The following is a 15122-nucleotide window of genomic DNA, read 5'->3' as shown; positions in this document are numbered from 1 at the left end:
GCATCTGCGTGAACGGGATCTCCGGCGGAGCACCGGTGCGCTTCTTGGACGCGGAAACTCCCGTGCCGCGAGTACCGAAACGCGCCTGGCGAGCGCGGACGCACATGTCATCGCCCACAGCGCCTGCCCCAGCTCGGTCAGTACGGCAGGCGCCGCCCGGCCGGGGTACGCAGGTCCAGCGGTGGTGGGGCCTCCGGCGAGCGTTGTCGTTTGATGCGGACCGGTGCATGGCGCGCACTTCCTTGATGGTCGCCTCCGGCGCGTCATCCAGATTCGGCTCGCAGCCCAGACGCCGTAGTCCGTCCGTCGACACCACAAGGAAACGAAACCTGGGACGGCGCCTACATGCCCTGCGCAAGCAGTACCTCATGAGCGAGGCGGGCGCTGCGGCTGAGTTTCTCCTCTTCGGGAGCTTGCGGGGCAAGACCTTCGAGGGCTTCCAGCCCTTCCGCGAGTGCCCGCACCGCCTGGGCGAGGGTCTGCACCCGCGTCTCGAGGGTGTTCAACCGCTCGTTGAGTTCCTCTTCGGTCACCGTGCCGTGCATTCTGTGTCCTCCCTAAGCCCTCCCCTTCCTGCAGTCCTCGCGGCTCTGCCCCAACGACTGCTCTGGCGGCACTGACAAGGGTATTTACTTCTGTCCACGCGCGGGTAGGGGCCGAACGACCCTGGCTCGGCCTTTTGCTTCCTCAGAGAACAATTTGACAATGCGCTCCGCCATCGCCCGGGGGCGCGTCTACCGTCGGTGCAGCTCCCACAACCAGATGTTCGGGCGGTAGCCGCCATCGACGATGCTGACCGCCTCCTGGCGCCCATCCGAAGCAGTGGTCTGGCGACGCCTGTCGCCTGGCCCCGGCGCCTTGTGCTCCCTGAAGCGCCGTCTCCGGCAACGAGCATGTCGTGGATCATGTTCATGCCGCGAACGAACCCGTATTCACCGGGGTGAGCAGCGACACGGCGACGGTGGTGTACACGAAGGCGGGAAGGTCGGCGCTCACCCCCAGGATCGGGGAAGACCACACGGGAGGTGCAGTCTCCGTATTCCTGCCGCTCGAAGACCAGCCGCAGCGGTGCCCGGTTCGGGCTGCTCTGAACCTCGACGCCGACGTGCCCGTGCGACTCCTGAGCGGCTACCAGAGCCCCGCAGCAATCCGCCGGAGCGGCTGACGACGTGGCTGCGCAACCGCAAGGTCCGCGGCGCCAAGGCTTTGGCTGCCAAGGCTGTCGAGGCCGCCGACCGCCAGCACACCGCCGTTGCCGGGGAGAAGTCCCGGGGCCGTGAGCCCCTACGGAGTGCGGGTTCCGGGCGCAAGATGGAACGTGAAGCGGAGTCCTTCCACCAGTGCGGGCGCTGCCACAGCTTCGGATGCCGACCCGTCTCAGGAAGGCGACAGCCATGACGAAGCGTGTTGCTGCCATCAGGGGACCGGCTCATCCCTACCGCGCCGCCCCCGCGGTGGTGGCGACCCCTGCTGTGGCTGCGCACGACCACCCCAGCCCACCAGTCCTCCGCGCACCACGCCCGCCCCGCTGACACGCCCAAGGGGTACGGACGGGACCGCGTTGGGGAAAGGACGTGATGAGGAATGAGCCTGGCTCGTCGCATCGCAGCCCTGTTCAGAATCAAGATCGGGAAGGCACTGGACCGTGCCGAGGATCCCAGAGAGCTCTTGGACTACTCGTACGAGCGGCAGTTGGAGCTGCTGACCAAAGTCCGGCGTGGCGTGGCGGACGTGGCCACCAGCCGCAAACGCGTCGAACTCCAGCTCACCCAACTCGAACAGTCCTCCACGAAATTGGAGAGCCAGGCGCAGCAAGCGCTCGCCGCCGGGCGTGAGGACCTCGCCCGCGAGGCGCTCTCCCGGCGTGCGGCCGTCACCACGCAGATCGCCGACCTACAGGAGCAGGAATCGGTGATTCAGGCGGAAGAGGAGAAGCTCACCCTCTCCGCGCAGCGGCTGCAGGCGAAGGTGGACATCTTCCGTACCCGCAAGGAGACGATCAAGGCCAGCTACACCGCCGCCGAGGCCGAGACCCACATCAGCGAGGCCGTTACCGGCATCTCCGAAGAGATGGGCGACGTCGGCATGGCCATGCAACGGGCTGAGGACAAGACCCAGCAACTGCAGGCCCGTGCCAGCGCACTGGACGAGCTGATCGACTCCGGCGCACTGGAGGACGCCACCCTTCCCGCAAGCCGCGATGACATCCAGGCCCAACTGGAAGCCGCCACCAAGAGTCATGACATCGAGGCAGAACTGGCCGGGATGAAGGCGCAGTTGAGCGCGTCCGCGCCCCCGCCGTCCCTGGAAGCGGAGGAAATGCCCGCGGTCCCTGCGGCAGAGCCGTCGAAGGAACCACCAGAAGAGGAGTCCACGTCGCGATGACCGCCACACAAACCCGATTCCGCCCGGACCGGCAGCTGACCGTACGCATGCTGGTCACCATGTTCCTGCTCGGGCTGCTGTACATCGCCTTCATCGCGGCGCTCGTCGCCCTGTTCAAGTCCTGGATCCTGGTCGTCGTCATCGCTGCCGGACTGTTGGCCGCCCAGTACTGGTACTCCGACAAGATCGCCCTGTTCGCCATGCACGCCCACGAAGTGAGCGCCCAGGAGCAGCCGCGCCTGCACGGCGTCGTCGACCGCCTGTGCGCCAAGGCCGACATGCCCAAGCCGCGGATCGCCATCTCCCATATGGACATGCCGAACGCATTCGCCACCGGCCGCAACGCCGACCATGCGGTGCTGTGTGTCACCACGGGCCTGCTGCGGCGCCTGGAGACCGAGGAGTTGGAAGGCGTCCTCGCCCACGAGCTCTCCCACGTCGCCCACCGCGACGTGGCCGTGATCACCATCGCGTCGTTCCTCGGCGTACTCGCCGGACTGCTCGTCCGCTTCGCCTTCTACTCCGAACTCTTCGGCGGACGGCGCAACGACCAGAACACCGCGCTCCTGCTCGCCCTGATCATGACGGTCTCCGTCGTCGTGTATGTGATCAGCTTCCTGCTCATCCGAGCCCTGTCCCGCTACCGCGAACTCGCCGCCGACCGCGCCGCCGCGATCCTCACCGCCCGGCCCTCGGCACTCGCCTCCGCACTGACGAAGGTCAGCGGCGACATCGCCCGCATCCCGACGGAGGATCTGCGCACTGCCCAGCCGTTCAACGCCTTCTTCTTCACCCCCGCCCTCGGCGACGGAGCGACCCTGTACAACCTCTTCTCCACCCACCCCACCCTGGAACGGCGCCTCGCCCAACTCGCGAAGATCTCCGTTCAATTGGGCGAACCTGCCTGATGTGGGCGACCGCTGTGGGTGCCGGAAAGCGCATCCACGCCAGACAGCGTGTCGGCGCTGATGGAGGGTTCCCTGTAGGCACGCCCGATGTCCTGACCATGCACGGTGACGCGCCGTGACCCGTACAACAGTGGGTGTACCACTACGGGCGGCTGCTCGCCCATGTCCTCACCTTGCCGCTCCGTGGCGCTCGCCCCGCCGGCCCCAGCGGCTGGAAGCTGGTGTCAGGACCCGTCACGGTGCGATCGGCACACGACTCCCGGGTAGAGCTGCACTTGCCCCCGTTCAGCGCAACGGCGCTACGCCACGCAGATCACGCCGTCGCCCGCCGCTGCGCCAGGCCGAGGAACGCGCCACCGCTCTGCTGCGGGACCACCGCGCTGCCCTCGACGCGCTCGCCGACCTCCTGGTCGCGCGTGAGAGCGTTGACGGCTCCGCCGTAGTCGATGTACTGCGGCGGGAACAGGACGGCAAGCGGCGTACGGACGAGCGTGTACTGGACACCCGCGTCAACAGATACGCCGCCCCGCGAAACGCACGAACCCAACAGTGAGATACCGGGAAGACATGGCGCCCGGGAGGCACCGCGCGCCCGATCCGTCCGAGCCCGTTGATGGCGACCTTCGGCATGCGATGCCTCGCCTCCGCATGGTTCCGGCCCCCCGGGACCCCTGCTCATGCAGGCACCGGGGCAGCAGAAATGGCCAGTGGTGCTACCTGGCGTAGACGTGCTCGGCGAACTCCGCAACCTGATCGTCGGTGAGGTGCCGAGCCACCTCTGCCTCGCTGATCATGCCGACCAGCTTCTTGTTCTCGATCACCGGAAGCCGCTTGATCTGGTGACTTTCCATCTCGTGCAACGCCTCGCTGACGTCGGCGTTCGCGTCGATCCAGCGCGGGGTGCCCTCGCACAGCTCGGCGCACCTGGTGTCGGCCGGGTCGTGGCCCATCGCTACGCACTTGACCACGATGTCGCGGTCGGTGACGATGCCGCACAACCGCTCGTTCTGGTCGCTGACCGGCAGGGCGCCCACGTCGAGTTCCCGCATCAACTGCGCCGCCCGGTCCAGCGTTTCCTCGCGGTATATCCACCGGACGCCGGGGTGCATGATGTCTTTCGCCGGGGCCTCGCCGCCTCCTACCTGCGTGCGCCTCGTGACGATGTATCCGCCGTTTCTATGCTGGCCTGGCACTGGAGGTCGCGCGACCGTACCGATGCGGTGGGGTGGGGTGGGCTGGAGGCGCCGTATGTACGTCCACCCGATACGCAAGGCCCACATGGCATGCCCGTGCCGGATTTCACGGAAGCCCCGCATTCCCCACCGATAGCCAGGGAGGACGTCGTGCACTTCGTGCCGCATGGGTTCAAGCTGGAGACAGATCTCCATACAGCCAGTGGGGCCACTCAAGGCCGGGCTGCTAGTGCCGGGTGATGTGTGATCACGGTGAGTGCAAGGCAAGGGAGAGAGGCCATGCGGGTTGGAGTGCTGACCGGAGGTGGCGACTGCCCCGGTCTCAACGCGGTGATTCGCAGTGTCGTACGCAAAGGCGTGCAGGAGTACGCATGGGAGTTCGTCGGAATTGTGGACGGGTGGGGTGGCGCGCTCAAGGACATGACCATGCCCCTGGACGTCCCTGCCGTGCGCGGGATTCTGCCGCTTGGCGGCACGATTCTCGGTTCCACTCGCACCAACCCTCTCCGCCTTGAGAACGGCATCGATCGCATCAAGAACACTCTGAGCGCGCACAAGATCGAGGCGCTCGTCGTCATCGGCGGCGAGGACACACTCAGTGTCGCGACCGCACTGTCAGATGAGGGGGTCAACCTGGTCGGCGTGCCCAAGACCATCGACAACGACGTGGGCGGCACCGACTACACCTTCGGCTTCAACACCGCTGTCAGCATCGCGACCGAGGCCATCGACCGCCTGCACACCACCGCGGAGTCGCACAAGCGCACGCTCGTCGTCGAGGTGATGGGCCGCCACTCCGGATGGATCGCCCTGCATGCTGGCGTCGCGGGGGGCGCGAATGCCATCCTCATCCCGGAAATCGAGTTCGATCTCGACCAGGTGTGCGCTTGGGTGGAGAGGCGTTTTGAGATCCATTACGCGCCGATCGTCGTCGTGGCGGAGGGAGCGGTTCCCAAGGCCGGACAGATGGTGGTCAAGGACGAGTCGCACGATGAGTTCGGGCACGTACGCCTGTCCGGGATCGGTGATTGGCTGGCCCGGGAGATCGAAAGCCGCACCGAGAAGGACGCTCGCACGACGGTCCTCGGCCACGTCCAGCGTGGCGGCACCCCAACCGCGTATGACCGATGGCTCGCCACCCGCTTCGGCCTGCACGCCGTAGCCGCGGTCAGGGATGGCGCCTTCGGCACGCTGATGGCTCTGCGCGGCACGGACATCGTTCGTATCCCGCTCGCGGATGCGACGAAGGCGACCAAGCGGGTCCCGCTGGACCTCTACGCGGAGTTCGACGTGTTCTTCGGTACCTGACGCCGCTCATGTGATGACGTCACACGTGAGGTACGACGACCACCGGGCAGTGAGAGTGATGCAGGACGGCGTGAGCCACGGGTCCCAGTCGCCGCTCGGCCCTCCGCAGGCTTGAGCGTCGGCCGAGGACGAGCAGGTCGGCTCGTTGTGAGGCGTGGACCAGTGCGTAAGCCGGGTGCATGAGCACGACGTCAGGCAGCACCGAGACTTCCGGATACTTGTCCTGCCAGACATCAAGTGCGTCGGAAAGCCGTTGGACTTCCTCGTCCTCCCACGCCCCTCGGTCTTCTTCGGGCACCCCGAGCAGAGTTGACGGCGAAGCGCCAGAGAGCGCCCACGCGTACACAGCGTGCAACCGGACACCACGGAGCTGAGCCGCGCTGAACGCGAAGTCCAAAGGCGGGTCGGCCACGCGCCGCACATCCACACCCACGGACACCACGCCATGCGCTACGGCGGCTGGGTTCTGGGGAACGATCGCTACAGCGCAGGAGGCGGCGCTCGCCGTCGCCAGCGCGGTTGAGCCCACCGTGAGGCCGTTGAACCCACCTTCCCCTCGTGCTCCGACGACGAGGAGTTCGGCCGTCTCCGAGGCCGAGAGCAAAGCAGTAGCGGCGGCGTCGGCAACTTGCAGGCCGCTTATCGCCACGTGGGGATACCGCGCGGCAAGATCGGTCTCCACACGTCGGATCACGTCCTCGTCTGTCCGCCGCCATGAGAAGGCAACCGGCAGTTCAGTGGGGTCATCGCGGGCAGGGGCCGGTGTGGCGTGTACGAGTCGCAGCGGGAGGCGTCGAAGGGCCGCCTCCTTGGCAGCCCACTCGCCCGCGACGAGGCTCTCTCGGGATCCGTCGATCCCGACCACGACAGAGCGGGTCATCCTGTACTCCTTCCCGGCTCCCCCCGTGAGCGCATCAGCCGAACAGGCTCTTTCGGCAAAAGCCAGCGCGGTTCGTACGGCCTACCGGTCAGGTGACCATTGTGGATTTGGAACCCCGGCGACACCACTCGAGGCGGCCCGGGTAAGGAGGGGGAGGGCGGGCGGTGCAGGTGGTTGAAGAGCACCGAGGACGCCGCGTGAAGCAGACACGGCGACGGAGCACGCCGGGGCCTGCGACGTCCCGGCTCAGGCGCGCCCACATTGACCGATCAGCTGGCGCTGCGAGCAGCCCGGTTTTCCCGCAAACCGGGTCGAACGCCCCTTTCAGGGGTTCTGTGCTACATGTGACTCTGATGTTATGACGAGGCAACCAGGTAAAGGCATCAACGGTGCCGGGCTCGGCACGGGGAAGAAGACCCGCCTCAACCGGATCCTCCACCAGCACGGCCTGCGTAACGGCACCGCGATGTTCCTGCCCTACGACCACGGGTTGGAACACGGTCCGCGGGACTTCTTCGCCAACCCCGCGGTGAGCGACCCGGCATACATCATCCGGCTCGCGCGGGAGGGAGGGTTCAACGGCATCGCCATCCAGGTTGGACTGGCCGAGAAGTTCTACTGGGACTACGCCGGCGAGGTTCCCCTGATCCTGAAGCTGAACGGGAAGACGGACATCCCCTCCGACGCCGAGGCCCTCTCCCCACTGCACGCGTCCGTCACCGACGCGGTCCGCCTCGGAGCCGACGCCGTGGGTTACACGCTCTATGTCGGCAGCCCCGCTCAGGAAACAGACTTCCGGCAGCTTCGACAGGTCCGGGAAGACGCTCAGCGGCTCGGGATGCCGCTGATCGTGTGGGCCTACCCCCGCGGCGCGGCGATCGAGGCGAAGGGCGGCAGGGATTCCTTCTACGCCGTCGACTACGCTGCGCGAATAGCCAGCGAACTCGGCGCAGACATGGTCAAGGTGAACTTCCCCCACCCGGAGAAGGTATCCGGAGTCAAGGAGGCTTACCAGCGCGAATTCTCTCCCCAGCAAGCCATCGAGTCGGTGGTACGGTCAGCGAACCGCACCCTGGTACTGGTTTCCGGCGGAGAGAAGGCGGGTGACGAGGCCATGCTGGACAAGGCACGCCAGTCGATGGAGGCAGGCGCCACCGGGCTGATCTTCGGCCGCAACGTCTGGCAGCGCGAACACAATGAATCGCTTCTGTTCATTGCCCAACTCCGCGAGATTCTCGCCAAGTACCCCCAAGCAGGTGCACGGGTCTGAGTTCCACGGGCTTATCACCCCGGCCGAGTAGGACGCCGACGAATCGTCGCGTTGTTCACGTCGGCGTTCCTACAGGAGGGCCGCTCACTGCTCGTCGCGACACTGGGGATGGTTTCGTGCTCAGTCGCATCGCAGGAGTCGTGGTGCCCGTCTTCGGCCGTCTGCAGGTCACCGCGGATGCCGGTGCCGCACCGCCCGTGGTCGGCATCATCATCGCCAACCACACCTCCCTCAGCGACCCCGCCATCGTCCTGGCTGGGCTGCGCCGCCTCGGCACCGAACCCGTCGTCATGGCGGCTGCGGGGCTGTGGCGCATCCCTTTGCTCGGTCGCCTCCTGGCTGGGGACGGGTACATCCCGGTTTACCGTCACCACGACCGTCTCTTCCATCTCGCGCACTCGACCGGCGCCCAGGTCGTGCCCGTCGGCCAGGCCGGAGCACGAGCACTGGCATCAGGCGGCCCCGTCGAGCAGTTCGCCAGGCTGCTCACCGCTCCGCTGCGCCGCCCGAAAGTGCACACGTACACGTCGGCGCGCCGCTGCGCCTCAACGGCGAACAGGCCCCGGTCCTTGCCCTGGCCCACACCGAGCTGACCCGGGCCTGGTACACCGCTGCCCGACGACTCGCCGAGCCAGAGCCCGGATACGGAAAGCAGGTGCGCCGGGGGCCCGTCGGCTCCTGACGACAGGACCAGCACCCCCACGCCAGGGGCAGGGGCAGGCCGGCCGAGCCACCATGGAAGCAGGAGCCTCCAGGAGGTGAATCCCGTGGCAAACCTCGGAGTCGCGATCGTCCGGCAGTACCAGCGCGGCGTCGTGTTCCGCTTCGGAAAACTGCGCAATGTGCGTAATCCGGGTATCCGGTTCATGATTCCCCTGGCGGACCGGATGTGGAAGGTCACGATACGAACGGTCACCATGCCGATCCCGTCCCAGCAAGTGATCACCCGGGACAACGTCTCCATCGGCGTCGCCTACTTCCGACGCGTCGACCCGGTCAAGTCCATCGTCGAGATCGAGGACGTGTCCTCCGCGATCAACCAGATCGCCCAGACCACCGTGCGCAATGTCGTCGGCCGCTCCCTGCTCGACCAGGTCCTCACCGACACCGAGACCCTCAACACCCAGATCAAGGACATCCTCGACCGCCTCACCCAGCAGTGGGGCGTATACGTGCTGCTGGTGAAACTCAAGGACATCGAGCTTCCGCCCGCCATGCAACGGGCCATGGCCCGCCAAGCCGAGGCCGAGCGCGAGAAGCGCGCCAAGATCATCGCTGCCGAAGGAGAGGCACTGAGCGCCGACCGCCTCGCCGAGGCCGCCGACGTCATCAGCGACCACCCCATCGCCCTGCAACTGCGCAACCTGCAGATCCTCGCCGAGATCGCCGCGGAGAAGAACTCCACGATCGTCTTCCCCGCCCAGTTCCTCGAAAGCGCGCGGGCCCTGACCCGTTTCGTCGAGGAAGAAGCCGGAAAGATCAACGGATCCCTGCCAGAACTGGACACGCGCAGCCAACCAGCGACAAGCGGCAGCCCCGCCAAGGTCTGAGCCAGGGCTTGGGCATCGTGGATGACGAAAGGAGTCTTCGCCCGGCCGGGAGTCGCCCGTGCCGGGATCCTGGCCGGCCACCGGGCCGTGCACACCACCAGGGACAGCAGCCAGGCCGACACTGTGCCCACCTGGATGTCCGCGTGACGAGATTTCAAGACTGTGCGATGGACGGAGATTTCGGGCGCTGCCCATCGCGCTACCGCTCGATCACAACAACATCGCCCATATAACGCCGCCGCGCGACGGACGGAAGGAGCACCCCCTATGCGCGCACACGTCGGAGACTGGATCGTAGTGGAATCCCAGCATCTGGGCGGGCACCGCCGCCGAGGCCAGATCGTGCGCCTTGAGCATCCGGACGGCACACCGCCGTACGTGGTGCGCTGGATCGACGACGACCGGGAAACGGTCTTCTTCCCCGGCCCCGAAACCCACCTCGAATTCGAGGAGGAAAATGCCGCACACAGACACGCTTCACCGTAAGTTGTTGGCCGGGCCGGGTGTGGCCACTCTGCCCCTGACCACGGCTGGTCCACGGGACACTGCTGCAGATCTCGGCTGCTGGACCAGCCAACCAGTGGAACGACATACACCGCTCCACTCGGGAGAACGTGGAGCAAGCCATCGCCGATGTCCGCCGCACGCTCGACCACTACACCCAGATCACGACCCGGCTGTGTGAAGCAGGGGACTAACAGACCGCGCGTCTACTCAACCCCTCAGCGCGGACGCGCGGCCCGAACCGGCGGTGGACGCGTTGCGCTGCCCCCGCCGAACCTCTGGGCGGGGAGCGCCGCAGGGGGATGCCGTACTGCCGGGCGGTTGGTGCCCGGGAGGCGTGGACGGTGCAGCGGCTCCCCAGAGGGCGGACAGTGGAGGAAGAACCTGCACCGTCAGCGCTTGAGGAGGGAGTGGGGACATGCTGCACCGAAAGATCGGGGACATTATGACGACGGCCGTGGTCCGCGTGCGGCGTGACACGGGCTTCAAGGACATCGCCCTGCGCCTCGCGGAGCACGACATCACGGCAGTCCCGGTCGTCGACGACCAAGACCGCCCCGTCGGCGTGGTGTCGGAGGCGGACCTGCTGCGCAAACAGCAAAGCCAGCCGGATCCGGGTGGACATCTGGGTGAAGCGCACCTGCCGCCCGCGGAACGCGCCAAGGCGCACGCATTGACTGCCGAGGGGCTGATGACCAGCCCCGCCGTCACGGCACGATCACAGTGGTCGGTGGTGGAGGCGGCCCGCACCATGGCTCGCCACCACGTCAAACGGCTGCCCGTCGTGGACGACGGCGACCGACTGGTGGGCATCGTCAGCCGCGCCGACCTGCTGCACGTCTTCCTGCGGCGAGACGTCGCGATCCGCGAGGAGATCAGTGCGGAGGTCCTGTCCCGGACCCTTGGCCTGGATCCCGCCGCGGTCACGGTTGAGGTCGCCGACGGGCGGGTGACGCTCAGCGGCGTCGTGCCGCACCGCAGTCTCGTCCCCATCGCGGTACGTCTGTGCGAGGGCGTCGACGGCGTCGTCGACGTCACGAACCACCTCGGCTTCGACGTCGATGACACGGGAGGTCCGCCACGGCCGTAACCATCCCTCCGTGCACGCGGCCCGGTGTCAGGGGCACTGTGCGGGCTCGGTCCTGCCGCTAGAAGCGAGCCCTGCCACTGCAAGAGCGCGGTAGCGCGGCCCGGCGGCTCCGGTGCCTCGGCATGCGTACGGCACTTGGAGGCCTCACCCTGGCCATAAGCGGTACCAGGCCGACGCTGTGGACTCCGCCAGCCGGTCGCCGAATGAGTCTCCGTCACCAGCGGACACGTTTCGTCCGTCTCGCGCAGATCGGCCAAAGGCGACCAGACCGCTGCCACCGGGGAGGGCACGGTGTTGGCGGCTTCTATTGATCAGAAACTCAAATGGTTCTCTTCGAGGGTGTAGCGGACGTGGGGGCCGCCGAAGTAGCCGCGGACGATGTGGGGTTGGCGCTGGCGGTGGTGGAAGAACCTGCGGGTCTCGGCCGCGAGTTGGGCCTGGGTGCGGGCCCTGCTGCTCATGGGCAGGCTGCGTTTGAGGTCGGCGTTGACGAGTTCGTCGGGGTCAGTTCGGGCGAGTACGAGGGCAGGAACACCATGAAGTTCATCCGGCCCTTCGTGCTGATGGCGGACATGGCGTTCACGGAGAACCGGTTGCCGGTGCGGCGCACGATGGGGGTGCGCCCCTTCACGCCCCAGGTGCGGCCGGTGACCTGGTCGGAACGGATGCCGACCTGGTCGGCGAACAGCACCTCACCGTTCTCGGCCTTCGCCGTCGCCCGGATCTCAGGCCATCTCTCCTCCAGCCAGGTCCGCACCGCCTCCGGGTTCTGCTCGACCGCGCGCTTGTCGGGCCGCTGGAACGACAGTCCCCAGCGTCGCAGGTACTTGCCGACCCCGGGCTCGGTCATCCGCACCCGATACAGCTTCGCGATCAGCTCACCCACCTGGCCACGCGTCCACAACTGGCCACGAAGACCCAGGTCACACGACAGGTGATCCAAAATCGCCTGCTGCACCGCCGCCTGCCCGCCCCCGGACAGCACCTGATGCTCACCCACACGCCGCCCACGCGGACGCGCGGTCAACGCCTCGCGCCCACCGGCCTGCCACTTCGCCCACCAGCCGTCCACCGCCTTGAGCGAGACCCTGAACACCGCCGCGACGTCCTCACGGTCCCGGCCCTCCACCAGCGCGGCCACCGCCCGTAGCCGCAACGCTTCCTGCGCCGACGGCGACAACTGCCGTGCATCCCCGACCAGTTCACTCACACAGCACTCAACGACCCAGAGCACTTACCGTTTCGGATCAATAGCCGACGCGTACGAGGAGAACTGGGCCTATAGTCCGGCGTACGTGCAGTGGATGGCAGCCCAGATCGGCACCGCCCTGGCCCTGAGATCCACCGATCGGTTCGCGGATGTCGGTTGCGGTACTGGCCTGTTCACGCGCGAGATCGCCCGGCTTCTGCTGCCCCAGCATCCTTTGCTCTGCGTCGATCCGTTCGCGGCCATGCTCAAGCAGGTAGAGGATTCGGGGCGCCTGCTACCGGTTCAGGCATCGGCCGAAGACCTCGCAGCGCAGCGCATCAAGCTGCGCTATGCGCTGTTGGATGCGGTATTGGTCAAGGAAGCACCCGCACAGGGTTCCAGCAGACCGTGATAGCGCGCCAGACCCCCTCCGAGCAGCAGCGATGAGTTTCCGAACGGCACAGGCTCCTGACATCGAGGGCGTGGATGCCAAGCCTCCACGGGTTGTGGAGCTGCTACGTGCCCAGTTGTCGTGTTGTGACGTTACCGGTCAGTCCTCGCTACACGGCGGGCTCAGTCTCATGCCCAGCTGCCGACGGCGGCGCGACGGTCGTGCAGAACTTCAACGGCACGACGTGCCCCAATGCCGAGCAGCTGGCCGCCATGAGGCGCGATTTGGTACTCGCACTCAGCGGGGCGGACATCCCAACTGTTGGGGCAAGCGGGCCCAGCACGCCGCTCAGGTCCTGAGTCTTGCCAGGCCACTGGGCCGACCGCCCTCGTCGGCGATGTCTGAGGGTGGGCGAACATCAACGACGTTCCGGCTCCAGTGCATTCGCGCCTTGGGGACCGTCAACGTGAGATAGCGGGCAGTCCTCAAGGCTCGATGCGCTCTTCTACCGCCAAGTTGCCCTCGCGCATGACCACGTAGGCACCCTTGCCAGGAACCTCCGTGACTGCCTCGACCAGCTCGGTTCCGCGGTAGACAAGTCCGACTCCATCGTCTGTGCAATGCGTCGTCGGCAAGGTGCCGTCTGCGACAAGCCGGTGGATCAGCGGGCGGCGTCCCTTGTCCACGTCATAGTGCACGCCGTTGCCGTGGGGAAGGAACCCAAGAGCATTGGTGAGCGGGCGCAACTCTGGCCCGAACGAATCCGTCGCGCCGCCTTGGAACCAGCAGATGAACCCCGCGCTCACTCCACTGAGCACCACGCCTGCCTCCCAGGCGCGGCGCATGATGCGGTCCAGACCATGAACGCGCCATATGGCCAGCAGATTGGCTACCGAGCCGCCCATGACCCAGACGACATCCTGATCGAGAACTGTCTCCTCGACGTCCTCCACGTTGGGCATAGGGAACAGATGCAGCGGCGTCAGGTCGAATCCCGCCACGCGCGCAGCCTCTGTCATGCGGGCTGTGAAGTGCTCGGCGTCCCCGATGGCTGTGCCGACGTACATGACGCGAGGGCGTCGGCCATGGACACCTGAGACATCCACCGCGTGGTGCACCAACGCATCGAACATCACCATGGTGCGGCCTCCAGCTCGGTGCCCCCCAGAGGTCGCGACGATGGTCGGTTCCGATGCCGCCATAACCGCGATCGTATCGACCTCGTCCCAAGGCACCGGACCAGCCCGGGGGCGGGAACAGGGCCCATGGCCGACATACAAGATCCGCGCCAGAACAGGCAGTCAATCGCGGACGGCGAGGGTATGCCAGGACTCGAACCTACGGCCAACTGCAGAACGGACTCCTGTCAGAGAATGCTGATGCCCAGTCACCTCTTCTCTGAGCCGCGACGGTACCCATCCCATGGGCGGGCCGGATGCGTGCAGAGCGCGACGACTGCTTCCTCCCTCTTGGGCATCAGGACCACCGGGGCACTTACTCAGGTGTGTCGAAACGAGCATGGTCATCAACGACGAGCTCCTCGCGAGGTGAGCACAGAGATCGACGGACGAGCACCATGCCGCTGATGTCCATATCCGGAGTCGTGTCCAATTGGACGTCTCACGGCCGAGTGAAGCGCTCCCTACCGCGCGCATCTGCGCCCTACCACGCTCCCCTTTGGGGAGTGCCCATCTGCGGGGCGACACCAAGGGGCATTGCGCAGGCTTTCCTAGACCGCGAGCGCCTTATCGAAGACAGACTAGGAGGGCTGACCTGCGGAATCAGGGAGTCGAGACCACTGGAGCCGACCCGCCATCCCCGCCCCATGGGGAGCACACACCCCGCTCCCTTGGCCAAAGGTCGACCAGAACCCACCAAGGGGCATTTAAGCCTCTCGATGGCCGTTACAACAACATCATCGCGGGTGACCTCGCCGCCGTCTGGTTGACGACGGCGCGCAACGTCCCCGTACCGCGCCCCACATCCACCCGACCGGGCGACGGACAAATCGCCCCCGATTGACACCACTTGAGGCTGGGAGCAAGAGCGCTCCCAGAGGGCTCCCCGTTCGCTCCCACCGCAAACACGACAAAGGCCGCTTCCGTTACTCACGGAAACGGCCTTCGACCTGCGGTTTCGCAAGTCGGGACGACAGGATTTGAACCTGCGACCCCTTGACCCCCAGTCGCGCGCCAAATCCCCCTCATTTACGCCACCTTAAGACTCTCGCAGCCCTGAGCGGCCGTCAAGACCCGTACGGCGCCATACACCCCGGCCATCAAGCGTCAGGACCAGCGCCCCCAATCAACCCTGCCGCTCGGGGCGACGGGCCGACCCGGGACAGATGACCCGAGTATTCAGACTTTAATGATCTCGACGGTCGGCCCGCACAAGAGGGTGAGATCTTCCGGATCGGAGGTGAGGACGGTCACGGGTCCCTGAGCGGCACGTGCG

The 15122-nt window shown here is 66.6% G+C and carries 16 protein-coding genes and 3 pseudogenes; 11 read left to right on the top strand and 8 right to left on the bottom strand.

Annotation, left to right across the window (positions count from 1 at the left end; genetic code table 11):
• Positions 1-341: 341 nt before the first annotated feature.
• The gene (locus P3G67_RS25900; protein WP_276095654.1) at positions 342-545 is read right to left on the bottom strand and encodes a hypothetical protein; all 204 of its coding nucleotides are present in this window, start codon (positions 543-545) and stop codon (positions 342-344) included.
• A gap of 563 nt (positions 546-1108) precedes the next feature.
• Between P3G67_RS25900 and P3G67_RS25895 the strand changes: the two are divergent.
• From P3G67_RS25895 to htpX, 3 genes and pseudogenes are all read left to right on the top strand, one after another.
• A pseudogene (locus P3G67_RS25895) lies at positions 1109-1266 on the top strand (IS110 family transposase); the annotation flags it as partial.
• A 318-nt stretch (positions 1267-1584) separates the two neighbouring features.
• The gene (locus tag P3G67_RS25890) at positions 1585-2385 is read left to right on the top strand and encodes a PspA/IM30 family protein (protein WP_276095653.1); all 801 of its coding nucleotides are present in this window, start codon (positions 1585-1587) and stop codon (positions 2383-2385) included.
• The gene (gene htpX / locus P3G67_RS25885) at positions 2382-3293 is read left to right on the top strand and encodes a zinc metalloprotease HtpX (RefSeq protein WP_276095652.1); all 912 of its coding nucleotides are present in this window, start codon (positions 2382-2384) and stop codon (positions 3291-3293) included. The genes P3G67_RS25890 and htpX overlap by 4 nt, the downstream gene beginning before the upstream one ends.
• A gap of 313 nt (positions 3294-3606) precedes the next feature.
• Here htpX and P3G67_RS25880 read toward each other — a convergent pair whose 3' ends face one another.
• Both P3G67_RS25880 and P3G67_RS25875 read right to left on the bottom strand, forming a co-directional pair.
• Complete coding sequence (locus tag P3G67_RS25880) at positions 3607-3840, bottom strand: hypothetical protein (RefSeq protein ID WP_276095651.1); 234 nt, start codon at positions 3838-3840, stop codon at positions 3607-3609.
• Positions 3841-4006: 166 nt separating this feature from the next.
• Positions 4007-4402, bottom strand: a complete 396-nt coding sequence (locus tag P3G67_RS25875) for a CBS domain-containing protein (RefSeq protein ID WP_276095650.1) — start codon at positions 4400-4402, stop codon at positions 4007-4009.
• 363 nt (positions 4403-4765) lie between these two features.
• Here P3G67_RS25875 and P3G67_RS25870 point away from each other — a divergent pair, with 363 nt between their 5' ends.
• The gene (locus P3G67_RS25870) at positions 4766-5794 is read left to right on the top strand and encodes a 6-phosphofructokinase (RefSeq protein WP_276095649.1); all 1029 of its coding nucleotides are present in this window, start codon (positions 4766-4768) and stop codon (positions 5792-5794) included.
• Positions 5795-5813: 19 nt separating this feature from the next.
• Here P3G67_RS25870 and P3G67_RS25865 read toward each other — a convergent pair whose 3' ends face one another.
• Positions 5814-6674 carry a universal stress protein gene (locus P3G67_RS25865; protein WP_276095648.1) on the bottom strand — a complete coding sequence of 287 codons (861 nt, stop codon included), beginning with the start codon at positions 6672-6674 and terminating at the stop codon, positions 5814-5816.
• A gap of 466 nt (positions 6675-7140) precedes the next feature.
• Here P3G67_RS25865 and P3G67_RS25860 point away from each other — a divergent pair, with 466 nt between their 5' ends.
• The 6 genes and pseudogenes from P3G67_RS25860 to P3G67_RS25835 all read left to right on the top strand — a co-directional run bounded on the left by P3G67_RS25860 (position 7141) and on the right by P3G67_RS25835 (position 11088).
• Positions 7141-7944 (top strand): class I fructose-bisphosphate aldolase, encoded by an 804-nt coding sequence (locus tag P3G67_RS25860; protein WP_276095647.1) that lies wholly within the window; start codon positions 7141-7143, stop codon positions 7942-7944.
• A 116-nt stretch (positions 7945-8060) separates the two neighbouring features.
• Positions 8061-8626 (top strand): annotated as a pseudogene (locus P3G67_RS25855) (1-acyl-sn-glycerol-3-phosphate acyltransferase).
• 85 nt (positions 8627-8711) lie between these two features.
• Positions 8712-9494, top strand: coding sequence for a slipin family protein (locus P3G67_RS25850; protein ID WP_276095646.1), 783 nt, complete (start codon positions 8712-8714; stop codon positions 9492-9494).
• 21 nt (positions 9495-9515) lie between these two features.
• Complete coding sequence (locus P3G67_RS25845; protein ID WP_276095645.1) at positions 9516-9641, top strand: hypothetical protein; 126 nt, start codon at positions 9516-9518, stop codon at positions 9639-9641.
• Between the two features lie 120 nt (positions 9642-9761).
• The gene (locus P3G67_RS25840) at positions 9762-9980 is read left to right on the top strand and encodes a DUF1918 domain-containing protein (protein WP_276095644.1); all 219 of its coding nucleotides are present in this window, start codon (positions 9762-9764) and stop codon (positions 9978-9980) included.
• Positions 9981-10416: 436 nt separating this feature from the next.
• Positions 10417-11088 (top strand): CBS domain-containing protein, encoded by a 672-nt coding sequence (locus P3G67_RS25835; protein ID WP_276095643.1) that lies wholly within the window; start codon positions 10417-10419, stop codon positions 11086-11088.
• A 311-nt stretch (positions 11089-11399) separates the two neighbouring features.
• Here the strand turns inward: P3G67_RS25835 and P3G67_RS25830 are convergent, their stop codons facing one another.
• Positions 11400-11549 carry a hypothetical protein gene (locus P3G67_RS25830; protein ID WP_276095642.1) on the bottom strand — a complete coding sequence of 50 codons (150 nt, stop codon included), beginning with the start codon at positions 11547-11549 and terminating at the stop codon, positions 11400-11402.
• Positions 11546-12298 carry an IS630 family transposase gene (locus P3G67_RS25825; protein WP_276095641.1) on the bottom strand — a complete coding sequence of 251 codons (753 nt, stop codon included), beginning with the start codon at positions 12296-12298 and terminating at the stop codon, positions 11546-11548. The genes P3G67_RS25830 and P3G67_RS25825 overlap by 4 nt, the downstream gene beginning before the upstream one ends.
• Positions 12299-12392: 94 nt before the next feature.
• Here P3G67_RS25825 and P3G67_RS25820 point away from each other — a divergent pair, with 94 nt between their 5' ends.
• Positions 12393-12689: a class I SAM-dependent methyltransferase gene (locus P3G67_RS25820; protein WP_276095640.1), complete on the top strand. Its 297-nt coding sequence runs from the start codon at positions 12393-12395 to the stop codon at positions 12687-12689.
• A 464-nt stretch (positions 12690-13153) separates the two neighbouring features.
• On the opposite strand, the gene P3G67_RS25815 is transcribed toward P3G67_RS25820, so the two are convergent.
• Both P3G67_RS25815 and P3G67_RS25810 read right to left on the bottom strand, forming a co-directional pair.
• The gene (locus P3G67_RS25815) at positions 13154-13870 is read right to left on the bottom strand and encodes a Type 1 glutamine amidotransferase-like domain-containing protein (RefSeq protein WP_276095639.1); all 717 of its coding nucleotides are present in this window, start codon (positions 13868-13870) and stop codon (positions 13154-13156) included.
• Positions 13871-15025: 1155 nt separating this feature from the next.
• Positions 15026-15122: pseudogene (locus P3G67_RS25810) on the bottom strand (DNA-binding protein); the annotation flags it as partial.

It is taken from the genome of Streptomyces silvisoli (genome assembly GCF_029269905.1).
Classification (GTDB): domain Bacteria; phylum Actinomycetota; class Actinomycetes; order Streptomycetales; family Streptomycetaceae; genus Streptantibioticus_A; species Streptantibioticus_A silvisoli_A.
The sequence above is the reverse complement of the archived record's forward strand: the minus strand, read 5'-3'. Positions and strand labels throughout refer to the sequence as shown.